General features: G+C 58.0%; 25 protein-coding genes and 2 pseudogenes. 24 read left to right on the plus strand and 3 right to left on the minus strand.

The window, feature by feature from the left end; all coding sequences use genetic code 11:
• The first annotated feature begins 39 nt into the window (after window positions 1-39).
• The 18 genes and pseudogenes from CBW24_RS16130 (at window position 40) to CBW24_RS16215 (ending at window position 17,716) form a co-directional block, all read left to right on the plus strand.
• Window positions 40-639, plus strand: a complete 600-nt coding sequence (locus CBW24_RS16130) for a biotin transporter BioY (protein WP_097374411.1) — start codon at window positions 40-42, stop codon at window positions 637-639.
• Window positions 640-1,152: 513 nt separating this feature from the next.
• Window positions 1,153-1,911 carry an electron transfer flavoprotein subunit beta/FixA family protein gene (locus CBW24_RS16135; RefSeq protein ID WP_097374412.1) on the plus strand — a complete coding sequence of 253 codons (759 nt, stop codon included), beginning with the start codon at window positions 1,153-1,155 and terminating at the stop codon, window positions 1,909-1,911.
• A complete protein-coding gene (locus CBW24_RS16140; RefSeq protein WP_097374413.1) occupies window positions 1,911-2,837 on the plus strand; it encodes an electron transfer flavoprotein subunit alpha/FixB family protein in 927 nt (308 codons plus the stop codon). Before CBW24_RS16135 ends, CBW24_RS16140 begins: the two co-directional genes overlap by 1 nt.
• A gap of 140 nt (window positions 2,838-2,977) precedes the next feature.
• The gene (locus CBW24_RS16145) at window positions 2,978-3,472 is read left to right on the plus strand and encodes a TRAP transporter small permease subunit (protein WP_097374414.1); all 495 of its coding nucleotides are present in this window, start codon (window positions 2,978-2,980) and stop codon (window positions 3,470-3,472) included.
• 52 nt (window positions 3,473-3,524) lie between these two features.
• Entirely contained in the window at window positions 3,525-4,844 is a 1,320-nt protein-coding gene (locus tag CBW24_RS16150; protein WP_097374415.1) for a TRAP transporter large permease, read from the plus strand.
• 60 nt (window positions 4,845-4,904) lie between these two features.
• The gene (locus CBW24_RS16155; protein WP_097374416.1) at window positions 4,905-6,032 is read left to right on the plus strand and encodes a C4-dicarboxylate TRAP transporter substrate-binding protein; all 1,128 of its coding nucleotides are present in this window, start codon (window positions 4,905-4,907) and stop codon (window positions 6,030-6,032) included.
• Window positions 6,033-6,050: 18 nt separating this feature from the next.
• Window positions 6,051-7,238, plus strand: coding sequence for a thiolase family protein (locus CBW24_RS16160; protein ID WP_097374417.1), 1,188 nt, complete (start codon window positions 6,051-6,053; stop codon window positions 7,236-7,238).
• On the plus strand, window positions 7,235-7,675 hold the full coding sequence (locus CBW24_RS16165) for a Zn-ribbon domain-containing OB-fold protein (protein WP_097374418.1): 441 nt from the start codon (window positions 7,235-7,237) through the stop codon (window positions 7,673-7,675). The genes CBW24_RS16160 and CBW24_RS16165 overlap by 4 nt, the downstream gene beginning before the upstream one ends.
• Window positions 7,668-9,848, plus strand: a complete 2,181-nt coding sequence (locus CBW24_RS16170) for an acetate--CoA ligase family protein (protein WP_097374419.1) — start codon at window positions 7,668-7,670, stop codon at window positions 9,846-9,848. The genes CBW24_RS16165 and CBW24_RS16170 overlap by 8 nt, the downstream gene beginning before the upstream one ends.
• On the plus strand, window positions 9,841-10,293 hold the full coding sequence (locus tag CBW24_RS16175; RefSeq protein ID WP_097374420.1) for a MaoC/PaaZ C-terminal domain-containing protein: 453 nt from the start codon (window positions 9,841-9,843) through the stop codon (window positions 10,291-10,293). The genes CBW24_RS16170 and CBW24_RS16175 overlap by 8 nt, the downstream gene beginning before the upstream one ends.
• A 70-nt stretch (window positions 10,294-10,363) precedes the next feature.
• Window positions 10,364-11,515: an acyl-CoA dehydrogenase family protein gene (locus CBW24_RS16180; RefSeq protein ID WP_232530353.1), complete on the plus strand. Its 1,152-nt coding sequence runs from the start codon at window positions 10,364-10,366 to the stop codon at window positions 11,513-11,515.
• A 13-nt stretch (window positions 11,516-11,528) separates the two neighbouring features.
• Window positions 11,529-11,672: pseudogene (locus CBW24_RS16185) on the plus strand (transposase); the annotation flags it as partial.
• 124 nt (window positions 11,673-11,796) lie between these two features.
• Window positions 11,797-12,954, plus strand: a complete 1,158-nt coding sequence (locus tag CBW24_RS16190; protein WP_097374421.1) for a CaiB/BaiF CoA transferase family protein — start codon at window positions 11,797-11,799, stop codon at window positions 12,952-12,954.
• A 64-nt stretch (window positions 12,955-13,018) separates the two neighbouring features.
• Window positions 13,019-14,219 (plus strand): annotated as a pseudogene (pcaF, locus tag CBW24_RS16195) (3-oxoadipyl-CoA thiolase).
• An 11-nt stretch (window positions 14,220-14,230) separates the two neighbouring features.
• Window positions 14,231-14,989: an electron transfer flavoprotein subunit beta/FixA family protein gene (locus CBW24_RS16200; RefSeq protein ID WP_097374422.1), complete on the plus strand. Its 759-nt coding sequence runs from the start codon at window positions 14,231-14,233 to the stop codon at window positions 14,987-14,989.
• Complete coding sequence (locus CBW24_RS16205) at window positions 14,989-15,915, plus strand: electron transfer flavoprotein subunit alpha/FixB family protein (protein WP_097374423.1); 927 nt, start codon at window positions 14,989-14,991, stop codon at window positions 15,913-15,915. The genes CBW24_RS16200 and CBW24_RS16205 overlap by 1 nt, the downstream gene beginning before the upstream one ends.
• 195 nt (window positions 15,916-16,110) lie before the next feature.
• Window positions 16,111-16,932: an MBL fold metallo-hydrolase gene (locus CBW24_RS16210; RefSeq protein WP_232530354.1), complete on the plus strand. Its 822-nt coding sequence runs from the start codon at window positions 16,111-16,113 to the stop codon at window positions 16,930-16,932.
• Between the two features lie 88 nt (window positions 16,933-17,020).
• Window positions 17,021-17,716: a hypothetical protein gene (locus CBW24_RS16215; RefSeq protein ID WP_232530355.1), complete on the plus strand. Its 696-nt coding sequence runs from the start codon at window positions 17,021-17,023 to the stop codon at window positions 17,714-17,716.
• A 120-nt stretch (window positions 17,717-17,836) separates the two neighbouring features.
• On the opposite strand, the gene CBW24_RS16220 is transcribed toward CBW24_RS16215, so the two are convergent.
• The 3 genes from CBW24_RS16220 to CBW24_RS16230 all read right to left on the minus strand — a co-directional run bounded on the left by CBW24_RS16220 (window position 17,837) and on the right by CBW24_RS16230 (window position 18,866).
• Window positions 17,837-18,064 carry a hypothetical protein gene (locus tag CBW24_RS16220; RefSeq protein WP_097374424.1) on the minus strand — a complete coding sequence of 76 codons (228 nt, stop codon included), beginning with the start codon at window positions 18,062-18,064 and terminating at the stop codon, window positions 17,837-17,839.
• Window positions 18,065-18,232: 168 nt separating this feature from the next.
• Window positions 18,233-18,490 carry a helix-turn-helix domain-containing protein gene (locus CBW24_RS16225; RefSeq protein ID WP_097374425.1) on the minus strand — a complete coding sequence of 86 codons (258 nt, stop codon included), beginning with the start codon at window positions 18,488-18,490 and terminating at the stop codon, window positions 18,233-18,235.
• Between the two features lie 124 nt (window positions 18,491-18,614).
• Window positions 18,615-18,866, minus strand: a complete 252-nt coding sequence (locus CBW24_RS16230) for a hypothetical protein (RefSeq protein WP_064223255.1) — start codon at window positions 18,864-18,866, stop codon at window positions 18,615-18,617.
• Between the two features lie 210 nt (window positions 18,867-19,076).
• Here CBW24_RS16230 and CBW24_RS16235 point away from each other — a divergent pair, with 210 nt between their 5' ends.
• Genes CBW24_RS16235 through CBW24_RS18545 form a run of 6 tightly spaced genes read left to right on the plus strand, consistent with a single transcriptional unit; the run spans window position 19,077 to window position 23,199 of the window.
• Window positions 19,077-19,445, plus strand: coding sequence for a hypothetical protein (locus CBW24_RS16235; RefSeq protein WP_097374426.1), 369 nt, complete (start codon window positions 19,077-19,079; stop codon window positions 19,443-19,445).
• 43 nt (window positions 19,446-19,488) lie between these two features.
• Window positions 19,489-20,109: a lytic transglycosylase domain-containing protein gene (locus tag CBW24_RS16240; RefSeq protein ID WP_097374427.1), complete on the plus strand. Its 621-nt coding sequence runs from the start codon at window positions 19,489-19,491 to the stop codon at window positions 20,107-20,109.
• Window positions 20,106-20,399 (plus strand): TrbC/VirB2 family protein, encoded by a 294-nt coding sequence (locus CBW24_RS16245; protein WP_097374428.1) that lies wholly within the window; start codon window positions 20,106-20,108, stop codon window positions 20,397-20,399. Before CBW24_RS16240 ends, CBW24_RS16245 begins: the two co-directional genes overlap by 4 nt.
• Window positions 20,392-20,670 carry a VirB3 family type IV secretion system protein gene (locus CBW24_RS16250; protein WP_012187324.1) on the plus strand — a complete coding sequence of 93 codons (279 nt, stop codon included), beginning with the start codon at window positions 20,392-20,394 and terminating at the stop codon, window positions 20,668-20,670. The genes CBW24_RS16245 and CBW24_RS16250 overlap by 8 nt, the downstream gene beginning before the upstream one ends.
• On the plus strand, window positions 20,660-23,035 hold the full coding sequence (locus tag CBW24_RS16255) for a VirB4 family type IV secretion/conjugal transfer ATPase (RefSeq protein ID WP_097374429.1): 2,376 nt from the start codon (window positions 20,660-20,662) through the stop codon (window positions 23,033-23,035). The genes CBW24_RS16250 and CBW24_RS16255 overlap by 11 nt, the downstream gene beginning before the upstream one ends.
• Window positions 23,032-23,199 (plus strand): hypothetical protein, encoded by a 168-nt coding sequence (locus CBW24_RS18545; RefSeq protein ID WP_198405291.1) that lies wholly within the window; start codon window positions 23,032-23,034, stop codon window positions 23,197-23,199. The genes CBW24_RS16255 and CBW24_RS18545 overlap by 4 nt, the downstream gene beginning before the upstream one ends.
• The last annotated feature ends 37 nt before the right edge of the window (window positions 23,200-23,236 follow it).

Raw genomic sequence — 23,236 nt, forward strand, 5'->3', positions numbered from 1 at the left:
CCCGTATCGGGCAACTTTCTTAACGCACGGAGTAAACCAATGTCCCATCCCACATCACAGGCAGGCGCATACAAGGTGCTGCCAACCGTTCCAAAGACAGTCCTTTTGATCATCGCAGGATCCCTGTTGATGACGCTGGCCGCCAAGGTGCAGGTGCCATTCTATCCGGTGCCGATGTCGATGCAGACTCTTGTCGCGATCGGCCTTGGGCTAAGCGCGGGCCCCGTCGTCGGCGTTGCGGCCATATTGTTGTATCTTGGTCAGGGTCTCGTCGGATTGCCTGTTTTTTCCGGTTCAGGCGCAGGGCCTGCCTATATGATGGGGCCAACCGGGGGCTATCTGGTTGGGTTCGTCCTCGCTGCATTCGTCGCCGGGACTCTGGCCCAGGCCGGCTATGCCCGCACCGCCGTCCGAGCCGGATTTTGTGCCCTTTTAGCGGGGGCCTTGGTATACCTGCCGGGGCTGGTCTGGCTGGGCCAATTCACAGGCTACGGGACAACGCTGCTAGTGGCTGGGCTGTTCCCGTTTCTCGCGGGCGACGTCATAAAGGCGATTATCGCAGGCTTGATAAGTGCCGGTCTTAACGCTTCCAGCCGCAACAACTTAACGCACAAGAGCCATGAGACCCTGAAAAAATAACAGATCGGTGTCTCCTGAGGTGCTCGAAGGCGCCGCAACTCAACCCCGGTCTATTGTTGCATTATAGGTCGTGGTGGCGTCGCGGTGCTGGCATGAACAGTGAGGCCAAGCCAGAAATCAGGGAGCGGTCGACAAACGTGGTCGTTCCCGATCAACGGCTCGATCATTGGGTCGGGGAGATTTGCGAATGCTTCCTTGAGATGTCCGCAGATTGGCTCGAACGTGCACAGTTTGGAGCGAGGCTTGAAAGCGCGCCGTCAGGGCCAATCGGTGTCAATCGTGTGCGCGGCGGAGCCCAGACCGTCTATCGAACAAGATCAGCAGAGGCCCGTTCGAGCGCCAGGTTCTAATAACTTATGCCCCATACTAGGTGAGGACATCGCCGACACCATTCATGCCCATTCGACGCTGAGCGACGCTTTGCAGCAAGCCCCACTGTGAGCGAGCATGGCAAACCACGCGTGAGCGACACTTGGCAACCAAACCTAGCCAGCAATGAAGAGTAGTAAACTAATGAAAATTCTCGTGCCTATCAAACGCGTGATCGACTATAACGTGAAAGTTCGTGTCAAAGCGGACGGATCGGGTGTTGATCTGGTCAATGTGAAAATGTCCATGAATCCCTTCGACGAAATCGCCGTCGAACAGGCGATTCGTCTGAGAGAAGCCGGTCAGGCTGAAGAGGTCATCGTTGTCTCCATCGGTGTGAACCAAGCGCAGGAAACGCTGCGCACCGCGCTTGCCATGGGCGCAGACCGTGCGATTCTCGTGGTGGCATCGGACGACGTACACAAAGACATTGAACCGCTGGCCGTTGCCAAGATCCTCAAGGCGATCGTCGACGAAGAGCAGCCGGGCCTTGTGCTCTGCGGCAAACAGGCGATCGACAACGACATGAATGCCACCGGCCAGATGCTGTCCGCACTGATGGGCTGGTCGCAGGCGACATTCGCCTCTGAAGTCGCCATCGAAGGCGACAAGGCGAAGGTCACCCGCGAAGTCGACGGCGGCTTGCAGACCATTGAGGTCACCATGCCGACGGTCGTCACCGTGGACCTGCGCCTCAACGAGCCGCGCTATGCCTCGCTGCCGAACATCATGAAGGCCAAGAAAAAGCCGTTGGATGAAAAGACTGCCGAAGACTACGGCGTCGATGTCTCCAACCGCCTGGAAATCGTCAAAACCGTAGAGCCTGCCGAGCGTGCCGCTGGCATCCAGGTCGGTTCGGTCGACGAGCTTGTAGCGAAACTCAAAGAAGCGGGGGCTGTGTAATGGCTGTTCTTCTGATTGCGGAACTTTCCGATGGCGAGCTGTCCATGGACGCGACTGCCAAGGCCGTGACCGCGGCCCAGGAACTGGGCGATGTGACTGTTCTGGCGGCCGGCAGCTCTGCTGCGGCAGCGGGCGAAGCGGCCTCCAAGATCGACGGGGTGTCCAAGGTGCTGGTCGCCGAAGACCCGATGCTGGGCCACCGTCTGGCCGAAGCCACAGCGGCGCTGATCGTGTCCCTGGCGGGTGACTACGACCACATCGTCGCCCCTGCGACCACCGACGCCAAGAACGTGATGCCCCGCGTCGCGGCTCTGCTAGACGTCATGGTGATCTCGGATGCCTCTGGTGTTGTCGATGCCGACACGTTCGAGCGTCCGATCTATGCGGGTAACGCGGTTCAGACCGTGAAATCCAGCGACGCCAAGAAAGTCATCACCTTCCGCACATCGACCTTTGACGCTGCTGGCGAAGGTGGCTCTGCCAGCGTCGAGACCATTTCGGCTGCTGAGAACCCCGGCCTGTCCACATGGGTCGAAGACAAGGTTGCCGAATCCGACCGTCCCGAGTTGACAAGCGCGGGCGTGGTGGTCTCTGGTGGTCGTGGCGTCGGCTCCGAAGAAAACTTCGCGCTGATCGAAAAACTGGCCGACAAGCTGGGCGCTGCCGTTGGCGCGTCGCGCGCGGCGGTCGATTCAGGCTATGCCCCGAACGATTGGCAGGTGGGTCAGACCGGCAAGGTCGTAGCACCCAATCTCTATATCGCTGTTGGTATCTCGGGTGCGATCCAGCACCTCGCCGGGATGAAAGACTCAAAGATCATCGTCGCGATCAACAAAGACGAAGAAGCGCCGATCTTCCAAGTGGCCGACTACAGTCTGGTGGCGGATCTTTTTGATGCCATTCCCGAACTAGTCGAAAAGCTGTGAATGTAATCAATCCCCTGTGGGGAAAAAGGCTTGTTTTAACAAACAAACGTAAGTATTGTTAAGTCAGGCATGCTGGCCGCGCTTCTTCGTTGTGAAAAGAGGGGTGAGGATGAGCGTGCCAGAGGACGGGAGGACTTCAATTGACTATCAGCGCTGCTGTGAAAAAGTGTGTTGCCGGGGGAGAGTTTGTTGCGCGTGCCGCGCTCTTCCTGATGGTGGTGCATGTCTGTGCCGAAGCAATTGGGCGGTACATCTTCAATCAACCCCTGCCGATGACCATCGAGATCGTTGCGTCTTACTATCTCGTAGCGATCATTTTCTGGTCCCTGGCGGCTGTCGAAATGTCAGACGCTCATACCAAGGTCGAGCTTTTATCCGAGGTCGTCAGTTCCCGTACATCGGCAGTCGCTGACATGGTGTCGGGCGTTCTGTCAGTCGGGATTCTCACGCTGATGGTGGTTGCTGCCTTTCATGAGGCGATCACGCAGACACGGGTTCTTGCTGTCGCGAGCGGGCCCTTTTTCGACTTGCCGGTCTGGCCCGCACGATGGCTGGTGCCCACCGGCTTCGCAATGTTCCTTGCCGTGCTTGTCATGCGCGTTTGGGACGCAAGGCGTGGGGCAGTGTCGGCATGAGGACAGTTGATCCGACTTCCAACCGGTAACATTCAAAAGGAGACGCTAGACCATGGCGAATGTAACCATTGGCTTCATAGGTTTGGGCGCGCTTGTCGTCTTGCTGTTTATCAGGATGCATATCGGCTTGGCGCTCGCACTCGTCTCCGTTTTGGGGTTGGCGACCATCCGTGGCTTTGATTCAGCCTATGGAGCACTTAGATCATTGCCCTACGATTTTGCGGCGAACTGGTCTTTGACGGCGATACCGATGTTTCTGCTGATGGGGGCGATTGCCTTCCATGGTGGATTGACATCCGGCCTGTTCAGGGCGGCAAAGGCATGGCTGGGGCGGTTGCCGGGCGGGCTTGCCGTGGCATCCACATTAGCCTGCGCCATATTCGCGGCTGTCAGCGGCTCAAGCCTGGCCACGGCCTCCGCCATGGGACGCATCGCGATACCCGAGATGCTCAGGGCACGTTACGATCCCGGTCTGGCCGCAGGGACGGTCGCCGCCGCAGGCACCATCGGCTCTCTGATACCGCCGAGTATCCTGATGATCCTCTATGCCGTCTTTACCGAGCAATCGATCAGTATGTGCTTGATGGCAGGCATTTTGCCCGGTCTTCTTACTGCCATCATGTATTCCGCCATGATCGTCCTTCGCTGTGTTTTCAATAAAGACCTTGCGCCGGCTGTCGAGGAATCCGCGTCGCCCTGGGCAGAGCGGATCGGTTCGGCGAAAGAGGTCTGGCCCGTTCTTTTGGTCGCCGGTGGCGTGGTTGTGTCAATCTATGCCGGCATCGCCACCGAGGTCGAGGCGGCCGGGATCGGTGCCGCGCTGATGGCTATCGTCGCGTTCACGAAATTGCGGAGCGGCACTAGGGCAAGTGGCATGATGGAAGCCGCCCGTGAAACGGTAGTGTCGACAGGTTCCATTTTGCTGATTGCCATTGGGGCCAGCCTTTTGACCCGCTTTGTCGTGATCAGCGGCATTCCGAATTTCATTAATGTTCAGTTGATGGAAATGGGTTCGAGCCCGACAACGATCCTGTTTGCCATTGCGGCTTTCACGATCATTTTGGGAATGTTTCTCGACCCGATGGGCGTTCTTCTGATCACGCTTCCGATCGTGCTTCCTCTTGTCGAGGCGGCGGACATTAATCTGATCTGGTTTGGTGTCATCATGATCAAACTCATCGAAATTGGGCTGATTTCGCCGCCCATCGGTATGAATGTCTTTGTCATCAAGGGGGTTGTTGGAAACACCATATCGCTGAGTACGATTTTCCGTGGAATAGGCTGGTTCTTTGTCATTGAGATCATCACCCTCTCTATTCTAATTCTATTTCCCCAAATATCCCTATTCATCCCCAACTTGATGATTCGCTAACTCAAAAGCCGTGTTCGCGGATCTTAACTGCCACCCAACGTGTCTAAACAGGAGAAGAAAATGTTGAATAAACATATTAAACAAGCTTGCGCTGGTTTGGTAGCAAGCCTGTCTCTCGTGGTCGGGTCCGACGTGTCTGCAGAGGGCGCGCGTCATCTGATCTATGCCAACTATCAACCGCCATCCACCGCGGCAAACCAGTTTGGGTATGGCCCCTATTTTGAAGCCGTCACCAAGGACACAAACAACGAGCTGACCTTTGAACTGATCACAGGCGGCGCCTTGCTCAGTGCCAAGGCGATGCTGCCGGGTCTGCGTGATAATATTGCTGATGGCGGATTTGTCGTATCGATTTACACACCCAGCGACCTTCCTCGGGACTCCATGCTGACGGAAATGGCGCTGATCGGTGAAAATCCTGCTGTTATGGCAGCAGCGGTCGCCGAAACGGTTCTGCTGGGCTGCCCCGATTGTCTGGAGGAATGGGCGGATGCCGGCGTTGCCTATGTCGCTCCATATGCGACATTGCCCTATTACCTGATGTGCAAGGGCGATTTGCAGAGCAGTGCGGATATCGAGGGCAAGAAAGTGCGCGCGAGCGGCGCATGGGGTAAATGGGTCAGTGATTTGGGTGGCGTGCCAGTTAACCTGCCGTCCTCGGAGATCTATCAGTCGATTGAGCGCGGTCAGGCTGATTGCGCGCTTGGTTCGGCCGCATGGCTGAAACAGCAATCGCTAATTGATCTTGTTGACACGATCGTCGATGTGCCAATGGGCACGTTCCATGGTGGCGGCTATGTGATTTACTCCAAGACAACATGGGACAAGCTTAGCGAGGATCAGAAGACGGCGTTGATCGTCAACGCGCCTATAGCGATGTCCGGTGAGATCTTGCGCGGCTATCTGCCTGAAGACCTTGAAGCAATGGAAATGGCCCGGGAAAAGGGGATTAAGTTCCTGGAACCCGATGAGGCGCTGCTTGAAAAGCTTGCCGAGTACAAAGCCAAAGAAGTGACCCAGGTCGTCAGCCTTGCAGAGAGCCGGGGCGTTGAAAACGCAAGCGACATCATCGCGACGTTCCTTGAGAACAAGGAAAAATGGGACGGTCTGAGCGCTGAATTCGGCGAGGATCCGGAGAAATACGAAGAAGTGCTCTATCGTGAAATCTTCTCCAAATTCAAACCATAAGAGCGTGGAGAAACACCGATGACTGAAGTCACTCTGTTGGCGGCGTCGGCGGTTCCGGTCGGGAAAATTCAATCCCGGCCGGATGCTCCGATCCAAATAGTTGAACACGAGCTGCTCTCGGATGTGGTGAGCCAAGCGCTTGGACAGGCCAATGTCGACAAGGCGCAGGTCGGGGCAATGATTTTCTCAGAGCCGCACATCTACACAAGGCAAAATTACTTTGCGACCTTCATGGCCGGCTACCTGGGAATGAAATGTACCGGCGCCGTGATGGAGGTCCTGGGAAACGGGATGACCGGCGGGCTGGCGTTTGATCAGGCCGCCGATGAAATCAGCTTGGGTCGGGCAGAGGTGGCTCTGGCACTTGGGGTCAATCTGGAAACCGCAGTCCCGGCGACCGAGCATATGAACTATTCGATGCGCTCAACCGGGGATGTAGATTTTCAATCTCCCGCTGGATTCACGCCAATCTCCTGGTATGCGATGGATGCGGTTCGGTACATGCACGAGACAGGCGCAACCCGGGAGCAAATCTCATCGGTGGCGCTGAAGAACCGCAAACATGCGATGTTGAACCCCCTGGCGCAGTTCCGGAAGCCGATGACCATGGAGGATATCCTGGCTGCCAAGCCGATCGTGCATCCGTTGTCGCTTTTGGATGTTCCGCCACGGTCGGACGGTGCTGTCTGTCTGGTGCTTGCCTCGCGGCGGGTGGCCGAGCAAAGCGGTCGACCGTACCTGGTGTTGCGCGGTCGCGGCTCCTATCATGAGGGGGTCCATCAGATTGCCGATGCACCTGCCGACATGATCGCCTTTAACGCGGCACAGCGGGCCGGGCAGGCAGTCTATAAGGATGCGGGTCTGACCCCGGATCAGATCGACATCGCAGAGCTTTACGCGCCCTGTACAATTGTTGAAATTCTCGTGGCCGAAGCGCTTGGCCTGTTGGAAAAAGGCAAGGGTGCCGCGCAGACCGAGCGGGGCGACACTACGTTTGGCGGGCGGATTCCCATCAACACCTCCGGTGGCTGTCAGTCGCGGGGGCACCCGGCACGGCTGACGCCGCTCTACAATGCTTTGGAACTATATCAACAGCTGACATCGCAGGCCGGTGACCGGCAGGTCGAAGGGGCGCGGGTTGGTTTGATGTGTTGCGAGCTTGGGAATTACAACGCCGCACTTACGCATATTCTGGAGTCCGCATGATCGAGCATCTCGTCCCAATGAGTGGCGATCGTCCTTATCCGCCACGCACCACAGATTTCACGCAAACCTTCTGGGATGGTCTTTCCGAACGGCGGTTTCTGACCACCGTGTGCAAAGAGTGCGGGAAGAAAACATTTCCACCGAAACCGATATGCCCGGCATGTATGAGTGCCAAGGTGGAGTGGGTGGAACTGGCCGGTGAAGGCCATATCTATTCCTTTACGATCATCCACGCCGCTCCCAGCATCTTTTCGCAAGAAACGCCCTATGCCGTGGGCATTGTCGATACTGTCGAAGGGTTGCGCCTGGGCGCCCGCCTGCTGATGTCGCCTGACAGGCTGCGAGTTTCGATGCCGGTCTCGATCGCACGGATGGATTACGAAGATGGGCCTTACTTTGGTTTTGTAGAAACGAAAGGCGACAGTGCCGATGTTTGAACGATCCCTTCATACACATGAACAGCTGCGGTGTCTGGTGCGGCCCGACAGCATTGCCGTTGTCGGCGCTTCGCCGAAAGCGGGCACTTTCGGGAAGCGTACATTGGAAAATCTGGCCGGGTATGGTGGCCCGGTCAGTGCGGTCAATCCCAAGTATCAGGAAATCGACGGGGTGCCCTGCTATCCGTCCCTTGATGCAATTCCACAGGTTCCCGACTGCGTGGTGCTTTGTGTGGCCAGTGAACTCGTCATTTCGATGGTGGAAAGCTGTGCCGAGCTGGGTGTCGGAGGCGTGATTATCTACGCTTCGGGTTTTGCAGAGTTGCCCGGAGAGGAAGGGGCGCTGGCTCAGGCGCGCTTGGCGGAGATTTCGCAGAACACGGGACTTCGGATTGCCGGACCAAACTGTGCCGGTCTTCTGAATTTTTCAACAGGTGCGCTCATGCATTTCGTCGGGGGGCTTGCGCCTGATGAAATGGTGCTGGGCCCCATCGGGTTGGTATCGCAAAGTGGGGGCATCGGTTACGGCCTCCTTCAGGCGATGGACCGGCAGATAGGATTCAGTCATTTCTTCGCGGTTGGAAATTCCTGTGATGTAGATGCCTGCGATCTGATGAACTACATGCTCGATGATCCCGAAACCTCGGTAATTGTCACCTTTCTTGAGAGTTTGGACTCCGGGCAAAGATTGCGCGAGCTGGGCCAGCGGGCGCTGGAAAAAAACAAGCCGATCATCATTTGCAAAACCGGTCAGTCCGACAGGAGCCATGCCGTCATCCGTTCACATACCGGCGCGGTGGTTGGTTCTATCGAGGCCTACCGGGCTTTGTTCGAGGAAAGCGGGATAATCGAAGTGGACAACGTCCAAGGAATGACGGAGCTTGCGCATTTTTTCTGCAAGGTACCCGCGCCCGGGACAGGGGGGCTCGGCGTATTGACCACCTCGGGTGGTTTGGCCGTCATGGCGGTTGACAAGGCTGAATCCGTGGGTGTCGAACTTCCGTCATTCTCAGAACAGACTCAGGACGATCTACGGTCCATCATTCCCAGCTTTGGTACGATCGCCAACCCGTTGGACACCACAGCCGCAGCTCAACGCGACCTAGCCTTGTTTCGAGACTGCGTGCTCACCCTGTGCAAGGAAAAAGAGTTTTCGGCGTTGTTGATCGCCGTGCCTTATGCGGAACCGAACGCCGCGGAAAAGCGCGCTGAGCTGATCTGTGAGGCTGCGCGCAGCAGCCAAATACCGATCGTTATCGCCTGGATGAACGAAGCGCTGGATTGCACGGCGTCCCGTATTTACGAAAAAGACGAGAACGTTGCGTTTTTCCGTTCGATGACGCAGGCGATGGAGGCTATCCGGGCCTGGCAATGGCGTGACGCTTTGCGGGTCAGCCGCCATGAGCCGTCAGCCAAAAGGCTTTCATCCGCGGATGCCTTTGATGCGGTGCGCCCGGTGTTGATGGATGCAGCCAAGAACAACAGGGCGCTGAGCGAGCGCAACTCCAAACTTGTGTTGCAGGAATACGGGGTGCGCACCACCAAGGAACAGCTGGCGACAAACCGGTCCGACGCCATCCAGGCCGCCGAGACGATTGGCTTTCCGGTTGTCCTCAAGGTTGAATCCGCGGACATCCTGCACAAATCCGACGCCGGTCTGGTGGCTCTGGACCTCAAAACCGCAGAGGCCGTTGGCGACGCATTCGATACGGTCATGGCGCGCGCGGCCGAAAGGTTCGCGGAAGCGAAGGTCGAGGGCGCTGTCATTCAGGAAATGGTACCGCAAGGAACCGAGATCATCGTTGGGGCAAAGTATGAGCCGGGCCTGGGTCAGGTTCTTATGTTCGGATTGGGCGGTGTTTTTGTCGAGTTACTGAAGGACGTGGCGTTCTCCTTGGCGCCGGTGGCGAAGAGTCGGGTTTTGACACAACTGACGGAATTGAAAAGCGCGGCGTTGTTGCGTGGCTACCGTGGGGCGCCAGGCGTTGATCTCGATCTTTTGGCGGATCAGATCGCGCGCATTTCCGAGTTTGTGGCCGATTCAGAGGATCTGGTGGCTGAACTTGATGTGAACCCCATTTTGGCACGCGCAGATGACGCCACGGCAGTCGATGCGGTCATTATTCCAAATCACACTGCAAGAGCAGTCATTCAGGGGGAAACCCATGCCTAAGTTTTATGAGGATCTCAAGGTTGGTGACAAGTTCGTCACGCCCCGTCGGACCATTACCGAAGCGGACATCGTGGCGTTTTCGGGCCTGTCCGGCGACTATAATGCCTTGCACACAGACGAGATCTTTGCGGCAGAAACCCAGTTTGGTGGGCGGATTGCGCATGGCCCATTGGGGTTCGTGATCGCGACCGGGCTAAGCAATCGCACCGGGTTGTTCGACGGTTCCACGATCGCATTCCTCGGGATGCAGTGGAAATTCACCGCCCCTATTTACCCGGGAGACACCGTTCACCTCGAAATGACAGTCGATGAATTGCGGCGTACGTCCAAACCAGACCGCGGCATTCTCGTGCGCGAGATGAATTTGATCAACCAAAAAGGTCAATTGGTGCAGACAGGGATGTTCACAACCATGATCAAAGTTAGGGATCCAGCGGCAGAATGAAATTTGTGGTCTCTGATAACACCACGGACAGGACACAGAAAACAGACGTCTCGAACAAGGAATAAAGTCTATGCATGGAATGCCCGAATACGGACTTACCGAAGAACAGAAGATGATGCGCGAAAGTGTACTGGGACTTTTGCAACGGTTGCTGCCGGAAGAAAAGGTACTACAGCTCGATGAAGCGGGCGAGTTCCCGTATGAGGCGTACGACGCGCTCGTCGAACAAGGATGGATGGCACTACCATTCGACGAGAAATACGGCGGATTGGGGGGCAGTTACGCCGATCTGGCGGTCTTTATTGAAACCATCGCCTATCATTGGATCGGGGTGAGCACGGCCTATCTGACGACAACAACTCTTGGCGGTGGGCATATCAAGCTTTATGGCAGCGAAGAACAGAAAAAAGAGTTCATACCGAGGATCATTTCAGGCGAAATAAAGACCGCCTTTTCGCTGACCGAGCCCGGTGCCGGTTCGGATGCAGCAGCGATCCGTACCCGGGCACAGAGGCGTGGCGATGATTGGGTCATCAATGGCAGCAAGGTCTACACCACTGGGGCCCACGTCGCCGATTACCTCGTTGTTGCAACCAAAACCGACCCGGAGGCCGGACACCGGGGAATTTCGCAATTCATTGTAGACACCAAACAGAAAGGTGTCACGATCCGCCCATTGCGCCAGCTTGGACGTCGCGCGGTACACACCAACGAGGTTTTCTTCGAGGATGTCGCCGTACCGACCGGCCACTTGTTGGGCGAAGAAAACAGAGGCTGGCACAATCTGATGCGCGGTCTGAACCTCGAGCGAATGATTATTGCTGCGACCCATTGTGGAAACTGTCAACGGGTCATCGACTATGTAAAAGCCTACGCTGTCGAGCGTGAACAGTTTGGTCAGCCAATCACCAAATTTCAGTCGATCGCGCATAAAATGGCGGACATGCAGATCATGGCCGAACAGGCCCGTCTGATCACCCATAAGGTTGCTAAAATGATGGATGAGGGGCTGCAACCGGTACAGGAGACAGCGATGGCAAAAATTATCGCAACGGAGAACAACATCAAGATTGCCGACCACGGTATGCAGATCATGGGCGGCGCTGGATACATGATGGATCACGCGATGCAGATGCACTATCGCGATTGCCGTGTCGGCCCGATCGGCGGAGGCGCGAACGAGATCCAGAGAACCATCATCGCAAAGACAATGGGGCTTTGATGACGATGGGCCACGCCGCTACAAACGCCGAAACCGGATCGAGATCATGTTCGGCAGGCTGAAGGATTGGCGGCGTGTGGCAACTCGCTATGACCGTTGCCCAAAAGTCTTCCTCTCGGCCATCGCTCTCGCCGCTACAGTCATATATTGGCTATGATTCCTGAGCCTAAGTTGACGCGCCACGGGACGGGGCGTGATTTGAACTGCGAATCTTGGCGGCACGCTGATCGTCACTTGGCCCGTGCTGGGTCTGACCCACTGATGCCAACATTAGAAGGAGGATGACCTTGGGTGTCCTGGACGGAATCAGAATAATCGAGGTGGGGGCGATCGGGCCGGTTCCCTTTGCAGGAATGCTTCTTTCCGACATGGGTGCCGATGTGATCCGGGTGGATCGACTGACACCCAGCGGCCTGGGAATGCCGCAGGAAACCAGATTCAATATTACCGGCCGTGGCCGTCCAAGCATTGCCGTTGACCTAAAATCCTCGGAAGGGCGAGAGGTGTTTCTCGAACTTGTCGCCAAGGCGGATGCGCTCATCGAAGGGTTCCGTCCCGGTGTCATGGAACGCCTTGGTATTGGTCCACAGGAGACGCTTGCCGTCAATCCCAAACTGGTTTTTGGCCGCATGACCGGATTGGGCCAGACCGGTCCGATGTCCCAGACCGTTGGCCATGACTTGAACTATCTTGGCCTGACTGGGGCCCTTTCGATGATTGGGCCAAAGGACGCCGCGCCTTCGATTCCGCTGAACTTGGTCGCGGATCTGGGCGGCGGTGCATTATACTTGGCCGTCGGGGTTCTTGGGGCTTTGTTGGAAAGTGGGAAATCCGGCAAGGGGCAGGTCGTGGATTGTGCGATGATCGACGGGATAACGTCGCTTTTGGCGAGCTATTACGGGTCTTCGGCTGCTGGTCAGTGGGTCCATCAGCGCGAAAGTAATGTGCTTGATGGTGGTGCGCCTTTCTACTGCCTGTATGAAACAGCGGATGGGCGATATATCAGCATCGCTGCCATTGAACCGAAATTCTTTGCCGCGCTGTGCGATGGTCTGGAGATCAATCTTTCCGACATGCCGGAGCAATACGACAGAGAAGGCTGGCCCGAGATGCGCCGCCAGTTTGAATCCGTCTTTGCGACGAAAACAGCGGCAGAATGGGACAGCATCATGAAAGACCGCGAAGCTTGCTTTGGCCAGGTGCTGTCATTCGAAGAAGCCCGTCAACATCCCCACATGAAATCACGATCTGTCGTGGTGGAGTCCGACGGCATACCTCAACCGGCACCCGCGCCGCGATTTTCGCGGACTCCTTCCGCGATCCAGGCAAGCCCGTCACCCGACGGGGCAGATACGGACGCAATCCTGGATGCTTGGGGTTTCGACACCCAGACACGCAACAAGTTTCGGGCAAGCGGCGCATTCGGGTCGAGAAAATGACACCGGACGCTGCGACCTCAAATGTGAAAATCTAAAGAAACAATACGGATAAAGGATCAAACCAATGGATGCATTCATCTGCGACTTATATCCGCACGCCCATAGGCCGCTATGGCGGAGCACTTGCGGCCATACGCGCCGACGATCTTGCCGCTCTGCCGCTTGCGGCCCTTCTGGCGCGCAACCCCTCCCTTGACCCTGCCATGATTGATGAAGTCTGGATGGGGTGTGCGAACCAAGCCGGGGAAGACAACCGAAATGTCGCCCGTATGGCGCTTCTCCTGGCCGGCTTGCCTGAAACGGTGCCGGGCGTGACCGTCAATCGTCTTTGTGGATCGGGGCTTGAGGCAGTGGCCGCGGCGACTCGTTCAATTCGCGCCGGCGATATCGACTTGGCGGTTGCTGGTGGGGTGGAAAGTATGACGCGCGCACCCTTCGTTTTGCCGAAATCCGGCTCAGCCTGGGGGCGCGACAGCACGATGCACGATACAACGATCGGCTGGCGCTTCGTCAATCCGTTGATGAAGGCGCAATACGGGACTGATGCAATGCCGGAGACGGCGCAGAACCTCGCCGATGACTATGCGATCTCGCGGGCCGATCAGGATGAATTTGCATTGCGCTCGCAGATGCGGGCAGCGGAAGCGCAAGCAAGCGGACGCCTGGACAAGGAAATTGTGCCCGTCACGGTACCCGTCGGACTGAAAGAAACGACCCAGGTGACGCAGGATGAGCATCCTCGCGCCACCACGCTGGAATCATTGGCCAAACTCAGGCCGATCACCCGACCGGATGGGTCCGTGACCGCGGGCAATGCGAGCGGCGTGAATGATGGGGCCGCTGCGCTGATCATCGCTTCGGAGGCGGCGGCAAAGCGCCACGGGCTAACGCCCATCGCGCGCATCGTTGGTGCCGCTTCGGCTGGCGTTGCTCCGCGTGTCATGGGATATGGTCCTGTTCCGGCGATAAAAAAACTGGTGTCAAAAACGCAGGTGCGGCTTGAGTCGCTCGACACGATTGAGTTGAACGAGGCTTTTGCGGCACAAGCCCTCGCCGTGACCCGCGGTCTCGACCTCGCGGACGATGACCCAAGAGTGAACCCCAACGGGGGCGCGATTGCGCTTGGACATCCACTAGGCATGTCAGGTGCCCGCATCGTTGGCTCGCTCGCGCTTGAACTCGCCCTTACTGGGGGGCGATACGGCCTTGCCACAATGTGCGTAGGTGTGGGGCAAGGCACAGCGCTCCTTATCGAAAAAACCTAGGTGAGGGAAACATGAAAGTACTCGTACCTGTCAAACGTGTGATCGACTATAATGTGAAAGTTCGCGTCAAGGCGGACGGAAGCGGTGTCGATCTCGCCAACGTCAAAATGTCCATGAATCCGTTCGACGAGATCGCGGTGGAAGAGGCGATCCGGCTGAAGGAAGCGCGCAAGGCTGATGAGGTCGTGGTTATCTCGATCGGCGTCAAGCAGGCGCAGGAAACCCTGCGCACAGCCCTCGCCATGGGCGCCGACCGCGCCATTCTGGTCGTCGCCTCGGACGATGTTCACAACGACATCGAACCGCTGGCTGTGGCCAAGATCCTGAAAGCCGTCATCGCCGAGGAAGAGCCAGGTCTGGTGATCGCAGGCAAGCAGGCAATTGATAATGACATGAACGCAACCGGACAGATGCTGTCGGCCCTTCTGGGCTGGAGCCAGGCGGCGTTCGCCTCGCTTCTGGATATCCATGGCGATCACGCGTTGGTCACTCGCGAAGTGGATGGCGGTCTCCAGACTATCAAGGTGAAACTGCCCACGATCGTCACTGCCGACCTGCGCCTGAACGAGCCGCGCTATGCGTCTTTGCCGAACATCATGAAGGCCAAGAAAAAGCAGCTGGATGAGAAAACCTCCGCCGATTACGGCGTCGATGTTACCCCGCGCCTGACTGTGGTCAAGACCGCAGAGCCTGCAGCGCGCGCCGCCGGTATCAAGGTTGGCTCGGTAGACGAGCTTGTGGCGAAACTTAAGGAAGCGGGGGCTGTGTGATGGTTGTTCTTCTGATTGGTGAAGCGACCGATGGCGCTCTGGCGCTCGACGCGACCGCAAAGGCCGTGACGGCGGCAAGACAGATGGGCGATGTGACCGTGCTCTGCACCGGCGCGTCGGCCAAGGCGGTCGCGGACGAAGCGGCCAAGATCGAAGGTGTCTCCAAGGTGTTGGTCGCCGAGGATGCGCTTTACGGCCACCGCCTTGCGGAACCCGTCGCCGCGCTGATCGCCAACCTGGCCGGAGACTATTCGCATATCGTGGCCCCTTCCACGACGGATGCGAAAAACATCATGCCGCGCGTTGCAGCGCTGCTGGATGTGATGATCCTGTCGGATGTGGTGGGCGTCGTCGATGCCGACACGTTCGAGCGTCCGATCTATGCGGGCAACGCGATCCAGACCGTCAAATCTACCGATGGCATCAAGGTGATGACGATCCGCACCTCGACCTTCGATCTGGCCCCGATGGGCGGCTCCGCCGCAGTCGAGGCGATCGCCACCGGCGAGAACCCCGGCCTTTCCGAATGGGTCAACGACAAGGTGGCTGCCTCCGACCGCCCCGAACTGACCAGCGCCGGCGTGGTCGTTTCGGGCGGGCGCGGCGTCGGCTCGGAAGCCGCCTTCGCCCTGATCGAGAAGCTGGCCGACAAGCTGGACGCCGCCGTCGGTGCATCCCGTGCCGCAGTCGACTCGGGCTATGCCCCGAACGACTGGCAGGTCGGACAGACCGGCAAAGTCGTGGCACCGGATCTCTATGTCGCCGTCGGCATCTCGGGTGCGATCCAGCACCTTGCCGGCATGAAGGACAGCAAGATCATCGTCGCCATCAACAAGGATGAGGAGGCCCCGATATTCCAGGTCGCCGATTACGGCCTGGTTGGCGACCTTTTCACCATCGTGCCGGAACTGATCGAAAAACTATGAACAGAGGTTTCGCCCTCAGATTCCTCTTCCCCGAGAGCGGAGTATTGGCGGCACTAGCGAGACCAGTGTCGCCGCTTTTTCCCTACCTTACTCCCCTAGAGAGCTTAATGCAGCCAGTGGAAACTGGATTTATCGGACTTTGGCTCAGTCACCCTTCCGCTCGAACTCGTAGATTATTGTACAATGACTGAGAAAATGTTTTACGACGAACCTGTACCGAAGCGCGGACACGCGCTTCAAGTTGCCAATGGCATCAAGCGAATCGTCGCGAATAACCCAAGCAAGATGACCTATCACGGCACGAACAGTTACATCGTTGAAACGACGGGAGGTGCGCTTGTTGTTGATCCGGGGCCCGCAGAAGACCTGGTTCATTTCGAGGCAATCATTGAAAACATAGGAAAGAATCCGGTAGGTATACTTGTCACCCACCATCATTCTGATCATTTCGGATCAGCGCCACTTCTGCGCGAGAAGACGGGAATGCCCGTTTATGTGTCTCGTGCATTTCCAGATGATGCGTTCGAACCAGATGGTCTTCTTGAGGATGGGCAGATCGTCGCTGGTCTGACAGTCCTCTACACTCCCGGCCATGCAAGCGACCATATTTGCTTTGCGAGATCAGACGGTGTGTTGTTCACTGGCGATCATGTCATGAGTTGGAACAGCTCGATCGTCAATCCGCCTGACGGGAATATGCGAGCCTATTGCGATCAACTGCAACGGTTGATCGAAAGAAACGACAAGACCTATCTCCCGGGTCATGGGCCTTTTCTTAATAACCCCAAGCCCTATGTCAGCCGACTCCTTACAAATCGTATGCGCAGAGAAGCAGAGATACTGGCACATATCTCCAAAAGTGAATATTCGCTCAAAGAGATTGCCGCGGCCGTGTACAAAAAATCAGACCCGTTCATAGCACAGGCGGCCGAAAGGAATGCGGTAGCACATCTACAAAAGCTTCATTCGGAAGGCCACGTGACAGAGCAGGACGGACTCTGGCGAGCAAAAACTTAACATAAACTTCATTATGCGTCTTTGTACTTAGTGTTGCAATAGTATATTATCGTATGTATGCTGAGCCTTGTCACAGAGGGTTCTCAGCATGCGCCATCTATTCAATAAGCTCCCCGCCTCGGTCGCAGTTGCCCTAACTGTGACAGGTCTTTCGCTGCCGATGCCCGCCCGCGCGCAGACCTACCCTATCGATTGCGCGATCCTCTTGTGTCTGTCGGGCGGCTGGCCCGCTTCCGTCCCTTGCGCTCGAGCGCGCGCCGAATTCATCCGGCGGATTACGCCCTGGCCGGTGGAACCGCCGCTGCAGATCTGGCGCTGTCCCATGGGCGCTTCCTATGAGAGCGATCGGCCATTAAACAGCGCTGGCCGCATCTTTGAAGCCTTTTACCAGACGGACAGCCGTCGACCGCCCCAATCCTTGCAAGTCCATGACCTCGTTCCCACCGACCAGGCACTCCGGCTTGTTCAGGATCGCGCGGACATCGATATCAGCGGTCCCGAGTTCAATTTCGTGCGGTCCATCCGTGTCTTTGATGTTCGCTATGCGCGGCAGCATGAATCCGGTCGTGACGGTGACTGCAATCGCAGCGCGACCGTGGTCCTCGGCACTTACGGGACCCAAGGCGATTTCTCTTGGCAGAGGTCTTCCGTCACTGCCCTTCCTTCGGCTCACGTAGGCCTTGAACGCTGGGGCGAGCATTGCCCCGGCATTTATCACCGATCCGTATTCGTCGATTGGCGTGACTATGAGGGCAACTACGGGTTTGAGCAGGTGAACTACTGACCTGCCGGCGCGTAGGCTTGCAACGGAACCCGGCTTCTTTGACTTGTACAACGGCACCGATTATGTGGCGCGGTACACATGCTATTTGGGATTTCGGCAAACGTCGCGGGTTCGCTCTCCTCACCCGCCGTCGCGTCGTCGGATCCGCGTGAGCGCGTCGAAGTCGATTTCCTGTTTCTGTTCCGCGGTGAGATCCGGCCGGATTTCCGATACCGGCTGGGGCCCGTGGACATCCCACATCACCGCATGTGCGCCTGTAGTCCAGCGATATACCCAACCAACAATGCTGTACCCATCGGTCCCGATCAGATTGGCGATCGCGACGCCCTCACCGTTATCATCGTTCACTTTTTACTGACTTCCTGCACTATGGCGCTGAATTTGCGGCATGGTGTCTTAAGGCGCTCACTTGCGCCGCAGGCCGCACGTGGTGGATGTTGGCTAACTGCTCTTCCTTGAGGTGGCTGATCTCACGAGGGGATATCCAAAGCGGTACGCCCCAAAATTGCATTGTTCTCAAATCTTGTGGTCGGGCTCCGTGGCGGCTTCGACGATCGCCAGAACCTCCGATAGGTCGAAACCAAGGGCCCGGGACAATACGATGAACTCGACAACGTCGATCCGTCGCTGGCCACTTTCAATGCGCGCCACGAGAGACTGATGACAGTCAAGCCTGTCCGCCAAATCCTTTTGCCCCAGACCCGCTCTATTTCGGGCCTCAACCAAAGACCGACAAAGGGCCAGATGCCCGTTACTCCAGATTGTTTTCGACACGCGTCACATACCTTTTGTGACGTCGCTAGCGGATGAAATCTGTTATCTAAAAAGTAGATATTTGAGGGTGTTATCGGCGTCTGGTTTCCATGGGCTGCAAGTCTGATGCTCCCGAGGTTGCCCATCAATCCCCTACCAATTGCAGAAATCGGCCGTAGTCCTCACTGACTTCGCGCGCTTCCTCGAAGGCGCGGGCGCGTTCGCCGTCGAGGCACCGGAAGTAGCTCTGGATATCCTGAATGTAATCTTCGAAGTCCCCGCGGATGATATCCGCATAGTCCCGCGCGGCCTGCGAATCGCTTGGCAGGAAAGGACGAGATGGCGCAAAGCAGGATTCCGCCAAAACCGGCCCGGGAACGCAGATCAGAAGGGCCACAGCTTGTAATGGGAGCAGGCATGTCAACCTTGGGTTTCTCAAACCTGTTATCTCCTTGATCGCAGACACTGGCCGTGACTAGTGTTTGCGTAACCAAACTACAGCTAAAGCACGATATTACATCTTGCGGTTGATAATATACTATCGTAACTCTGGGCTTCAAGTGGGAATGCCTGGGGTCGCGCCATTGGAGAAAGCGTGAGCCGGGCCATGAACTGGGACATCGAAGCACCAAATGTGGTTACGGAAGCCAGGTTCCGCGAACTCGTGGAAAGCGGCTATAGCGCAGAAATCCTGTGCCAGGAGTCGGCACATAAGAAAGGCCCCAGCTATTACGGGGTCTGGATCATGCGCGTTGTCTCTGATGACGGGGTGGAAAAGCTCCTCGTCACCGCCCGCACGCGGACGACCTACAACGATATCAAGATCCGCGAGTTCAAGACGATCTCCGGCGTGGTGTCTTTCTTCATTAGCCTTGGCTTTGCGCATGTCGACCTGCCGCTTGAGGCGGGGACAAGCCGTACGCATAAACTCGCCCCGCCAGACAAAGCGCCATCAGACAAGGGCGCTGGCAGCTAACCTCGCCTGTCTCTGGCTGGTCGCAGCACCTGCCTCAGCGCAAATGGTCCTGGTCATGGAGAGCGACGGCTCTCTGACCCCATCCCGGTCTCAGAGCAGTTTTGCCCGGAACTACAATGACGGCATCGGTCAGGGGTCGGCGTCCGATGGTTTGGCCATTCTTGGTGAGACTGAAGCAGCGCCCAAACCTGGCGCACTGAGGTTTGCGGCGTTCGCCCAGCCAGCACCCCTGCCCCGCGCAGACGTTCTCTCGGGCATCGAGGCAACCGCCCTGCGCTATGCCGGCCATCCCGGTCTTCGCCGCGCGGGTCTGTCCGTCACGGATTGGCTGACCCTCTATCGAGCCAATATCGAGGTTGAGAGCGCCTACCGGCAGGATGCGATTTCAAGTGCAGGTGCCATTGGCCTTGGTCAATTGATGCCAGCGACGGCGCGTGATCTGGGCGTCGACCCGCGTGATCCGCTGCAGAACCTTGACGGCTCCGCCCGCTACCTCGCGATGATGCTGGAGACGTTCGGCGATCCGCACCTGGCGCTGGCTGCCTACAACGCCGGACCCGATGCGGTCCGCCAGTATGGCAGCGTTCCCCCCTACCGAGAAACCCAGAACCACGTGGCCCGCGTCATGGTTGTCGTGGCCCGATTGGAAGGATCAAATTCATGAAACAGATTTCAACGCTTTTCGTCGCCTCGCTGGCGCTATTCCTGCTGATTGCCGAGCCCGCCCTTGCCCAAAGCATCGATCTCTCCCCGATCCAAAGCTTGTTGCAGGGCATTGTCGATGCGCTGACCGGCCCGCTCGGCGTCGTGATCGCCACACTCGCGGTCCTTGGCGTTTTCTTGAGCTGGTTTTTCAACATCATCGACCTGCGCCAGGCGCTTTGGGTGCTTGTCGGCATTGCCGGTGTCGCCGCCGCTCCCACCATTGTTGCCGCGGTTTTCGCCGGTGGCTGAGCGCGCGCCTCTCTTTCTGGGCCTCGTGCGCCCGCCCAAGCTTCTGGGCCTGCCCATCATGTATGCGATGGTCTGGCTTTTCGGCTCGGTGCTCCTGTTCGTCTGGGTCCAGCACATCGCAGTGCTGGGCGTCGCGGCCCTGCTCTACCCGGTGCTGTGGAAGGCAGCGGATTGGGACCCGCGCTTCATAGATGTGATGATGACGGCCCTGCAGGAGACACCGCCCACGCGCAACAGGTCCATTCATGGCGGGGACAGCTATGCCCCGTGATGAAGCCCGTGATGCTGCGCTCGATCCCCGTACAATGACGCCGGAGTGGTATGCGCGCGAGACCCGCCTCGCGCATATGCTGCCCTATGTGAGCCTCGTCGACGATCAGACCGTGCGCACCCGGGTCAACGAGCTTTTCCGCTGCATCCGGCTCGAGGGGATCAACAGCTATACGACGGACGATGCCTATCTCGACAAGGTGACAGCGCTTTTTGCCCGCATCATCGCGCAGCTCGGCCCGGAATTCAGCTATTACGTACACAAGGTCTCCAAGGCCATCAGACCGGATCTGGACCCAATTTGTGAGGACAGCTTCGCAGGCGAGGTCGACCGGCGCTGGCGCGCGAAACTCGAGACCAGCGGGCTCCGCGACAAAACACTGACGCTCACCGTCATTCACCGCCCGCCCCCGAAAAGCCTCCTGCCGCACCTCGGCCGCAGCGCGCCGGACCGACTGAAGGAGGAGACCCGCAAACGCCTGCAGCGCCTTGGTGAGGCCGTGAACGTCTTCCTCTCGGGGCTCACCGAGCTCAAGCCGCGCCTGCTGTCAGCCGGATCGGGAGAGTTGGTGGGATTTTTGGGCGCGCTCAACACGGGAACCGAGCTGCCACTTTATCCGGCAAACACCTACGGCTTTTTGTCCTTCAACGTCGCCAATACCCGCGTGACGTTTCACGGAGACCATTTCGAGCTCTCGGAAGGCGTCGTGGGGCATCGCTACGGCAAGAGTTTCACCATCGGGGAATATTCCGAAGGCACCTCCTGCACCATGTTCGACATGCTGAACCTGCCGGTCGACATGATCGTCACGCAGTCCTTCACGCCGATCAATTCGAACCTCATGGCGGGCCGCATCAAGCGGCAAAAGCGTCAGATGCAGGCCAGCCAGGACGCAGCCCTCTCGCTCCTGGAAGCCCTCGACATCGCCGCCGATGATCTCGAGGCCAAGCGCCAAAGCTTCGGCGAGCATCACATGGTCGTGACGCTCTTTTGCGACACGCTCGAAGAACTGCAAACCCTCAGCGCCGAGATCGTGAACGCCGCCGCAACCGAAGGCGTGAAGATGATTGGCGAGCGGGTCGCGGCCAAGGCGCATTACCTCAGCCAGCATCCCGGCAACCAGCCAAAGCGCGTCCGCGCTAGTGCCGTCACCAATCGCAACTTCGCGGATTTCGCGGCCTTTCACCGGACACAGCTCGGCAAACCGGCCGCGAAAACCCCATGGGGCCGGGTCGTCACTTATTTGCCCACGCCGGAGCAGAGCGCCTACCGGTTTTCCTATCACGAGCAAGGCTCGCCCGACAAAGAACCCACCAGCGGCCATACCCTGATCATGGGGCGGCCCGGGTCAGGTAAGTCTGTGCTTTCGGCCTTCCTGATGACCCAGGCCCGTCGCGCGGGCGCCCGGGTCTTCGTCTTCGATTACCGTCTTGGTATGGAGATGGCGGTCCGCGCGAATGGCGGGCGCTACGCGTCCCTGAACGCCGGTCAGCCCACGGGCCTCAACCCGCTCTGGACAGAGACCGATGCCCGCGGCACCGCCTGGCTCTCGGACTGGCTTGCCACCTTGCTCTACCGCGCTGACAAGCCCCTGACCCCGGCGCAGACCAACCGCATCCAGGAGGTCGTGCGCCAGAATGCCCAGGCCACCAATCCGGCCCTGCGGAACTGGCGGGATTTCGCATCGCTTTTTGTGTCTACGGATGACGGCGGCGATCTGCACCAGCGCCTGCTCGAGTGGACCGAAGACGGCCGCTACGGCTGGATCTTCGGGCAGAGCCTCGAGGACACGTTCTCGCTCAAGGGCGATGTCGTGGGCTTCGATCTGACCGGCATTCTCGACAGCGAGGCCGACAAGGAACGGATGGCGGTCCTGTCCTATCTTTTCCGCCGGGTCGAGCGCGAGATCGAGGACCGCCGCCCCACCATCATCGTGATCGACGAGGCCTGGAAGGCGCTCGACAACGCATATTTCGCCGAGCGGCTGTCGAACTGGTTGGTGACCGCGCGCAAGCAGAACACCGTCGCGGTGATGATGACGCAATATGCCAGCCAGCTCGAACGCACTCGGACCGGCAAGACCATCGTCGAAGCCGTGCCGACGCAGATCCTGCTGCCCAATATCCGCGCGCAGCCTGCGGACTACGCCATGCTGAACCTCACGGAGAAGGAACTCGACGTCCTTCTCAACACGGGCAGCAACAGCCGCCTCGCACTGATCCGCGACGATCAGGGCTCGATCGTCGTCGATGTCGATCTGAGCGCGCTTGGACCCAATCTCACGATCCTTGGCGGCATGGAAAAGGGCGAAGCGCTTGTCGGTGCCGATTACCGCGACCGTCCAGATTTTTGGAGGCTTTCATGATCCGTATTCTTATCGCTTTGGCTGCGCTCGGCGCGCTGGTCTCATGCACCCAGTATCGGGAGCCGCAGGCCAACTGCTTTTCCTTTCTCACCTCGATGGGCGCGACAGCCCAGGATTGCAACTTCGCGCCGGTCGGCACATCGGAGGGTGGCATTGACGTCTAGGCTTTCCCAACTCCTCACGTTTTGCCTACTGCCGGGT

Source organism: Pacificitalea manganoxidans (genome assembly GCF_002504165.1).
Taxonomy (GTDB): Bacteria; Pseudomonadota; Alphaproteobacteria; order Rhodobacterales; family Rhodobacteraceae; genus Pacificitalea; species Pacificitalea manganoxidans.

Bases quoted from the DNA above. Each gene is read 5' to 3' on its own strand.
- CBW24_RS16165 (WP_097374418.1), top strand. From the start codon at position 7,235: ATGATCGAGCATCTCGTCCCAATGAGTGGCGATCGTCCTTATCCGCCA.
- CBW24_RS18545 (WP_198405291.1), top strand. From the start codon at position 23,032: ATGATCCGTATTCTTATCGCTTTGGCTGCGCTCGGCGCGCTGGTCTCA.
- CBW24_RS16155 (WP_097374416.1), top strand. From the start codon at position 4,905: ATGTTGAATAAACATATTAAACAAGCTTGCGCTGGTTTGGTAGCAAGC.
- CBW24_RS16150 (WP_097374415.1), top strand. From the start codon at position 3,525: ATGGCGAATGTAACCATTGGCTTCATAGGTTTGGGCGCGCTTGTCGTC.
- CBW24_RS16200 (WP_097374422.1), top strand. From the start codon at position 14,231: ATGAAAGTACTCGTACCTGTCAAACGTGTGATCGACTATAATGTGAAA.
- CBW24_RS16205 (WP_097374423.1), top strand. From the start codon at position 14,989: ATGGTTGTTCTTCTGATTGGTGAAGCGACCGATGGCGCTCTGGCGCTC.
- CBW24_RS16140 (WP_097374413.1), top strand. From the start codon at position 1,911: ATGGCTGTTCTTCTGATTGCGGAACTTTCCGATGGCGAGCTGTCCATG.
- CBW24_RS16170 (WP_097374419.1), top strand. From the start codon at position 7,668: ATGTTTGAACGATCCCTTCATACACATGAACAGCTGCGGTGTCTGGTG.
- CBW24_RS16180 (WP_232530353.1), top strand. From the start codon at position 10,364: ATGCATGGAATGCCCGAATACGGACTTACCGAAGAACAGAAGATGATG.
- CBW24_RS16245 (WP_097374428.1), top strand. From the start codon at position 20,106: ATGAAACAGATTTCAACGCTTTTCGTCGCCTCGCTGGCGCTATTCCTG.
- CBW24_RS16210 (WP_232530354.1), top strand. From the start codon at position 16,111: ATGTTTTACGACGAACCTGTACCGAAGCGCGGACACGCGCTTCAAGTT.
- CBW24_RS16235 (WP_097374426.1), top strand. From the start codon at position 19,077: ATGAACTGGGACATCGAAGCACCAAATGTGGTTACGGAAGCCAGGTTC.
- CBW24_RS16160 (WP_097374417.1), top strand. From the start codon at position 6,051: ATGACTGAAGTCACTCTGTTGGCGGCGTCGGCGGTTCCGGTCGGGAAA.
- CBW24_RS16190 (WP_097374421.1), top strand. From the start codon at position 11,797: ATGACCTTGGGTGTCCTGGACGGAATCAGAATAATCGAGGTGGGGGCG.
- CBW24_RS16255 (WP_097374429.1), top strand. From the start codon at position 20,660: ATGCCCCGTGATGAAGCCCGTGATGCTGCGCTCGATCCCCGTACAATG.
- CBW24_RS16215 (WP_232530355.1), top strand. From the start codon at position 17,021: ATGCGCCATCTATTCAATAAGCTCCCCGCCTCGGTCGCAGTTGCCCTA.
- CBW24_RS16240 (WP_097374427.1), top strand. From the start codon at position 19,489: ATGGTCCTGGTCATGGAGAGCGACGGCTCTCTGACCCCATCCCGGTCT.
- CBW24_RS16175 (WP_097374420.1), top strand. From the start codon at position 9,841: ATGCCTAAGTTTTATGAGGATCTCAAGGTTGGTGACAAGTTCGTCACG.
- CBW24_RS16130 (WP_097374411.1), top strand. From the start codon at position 40: ATGTCCCATCCCACATCACAGGCAGGCGCATACAAGGTGCTGCCAACC.
- CBW24_RS16135 (WP_097374412.1), top strand. From the start codon at position 1,153: ATGAAAATTCTCGTGCCTATCAAACGCGTGATCGACTATAACGTGAAA.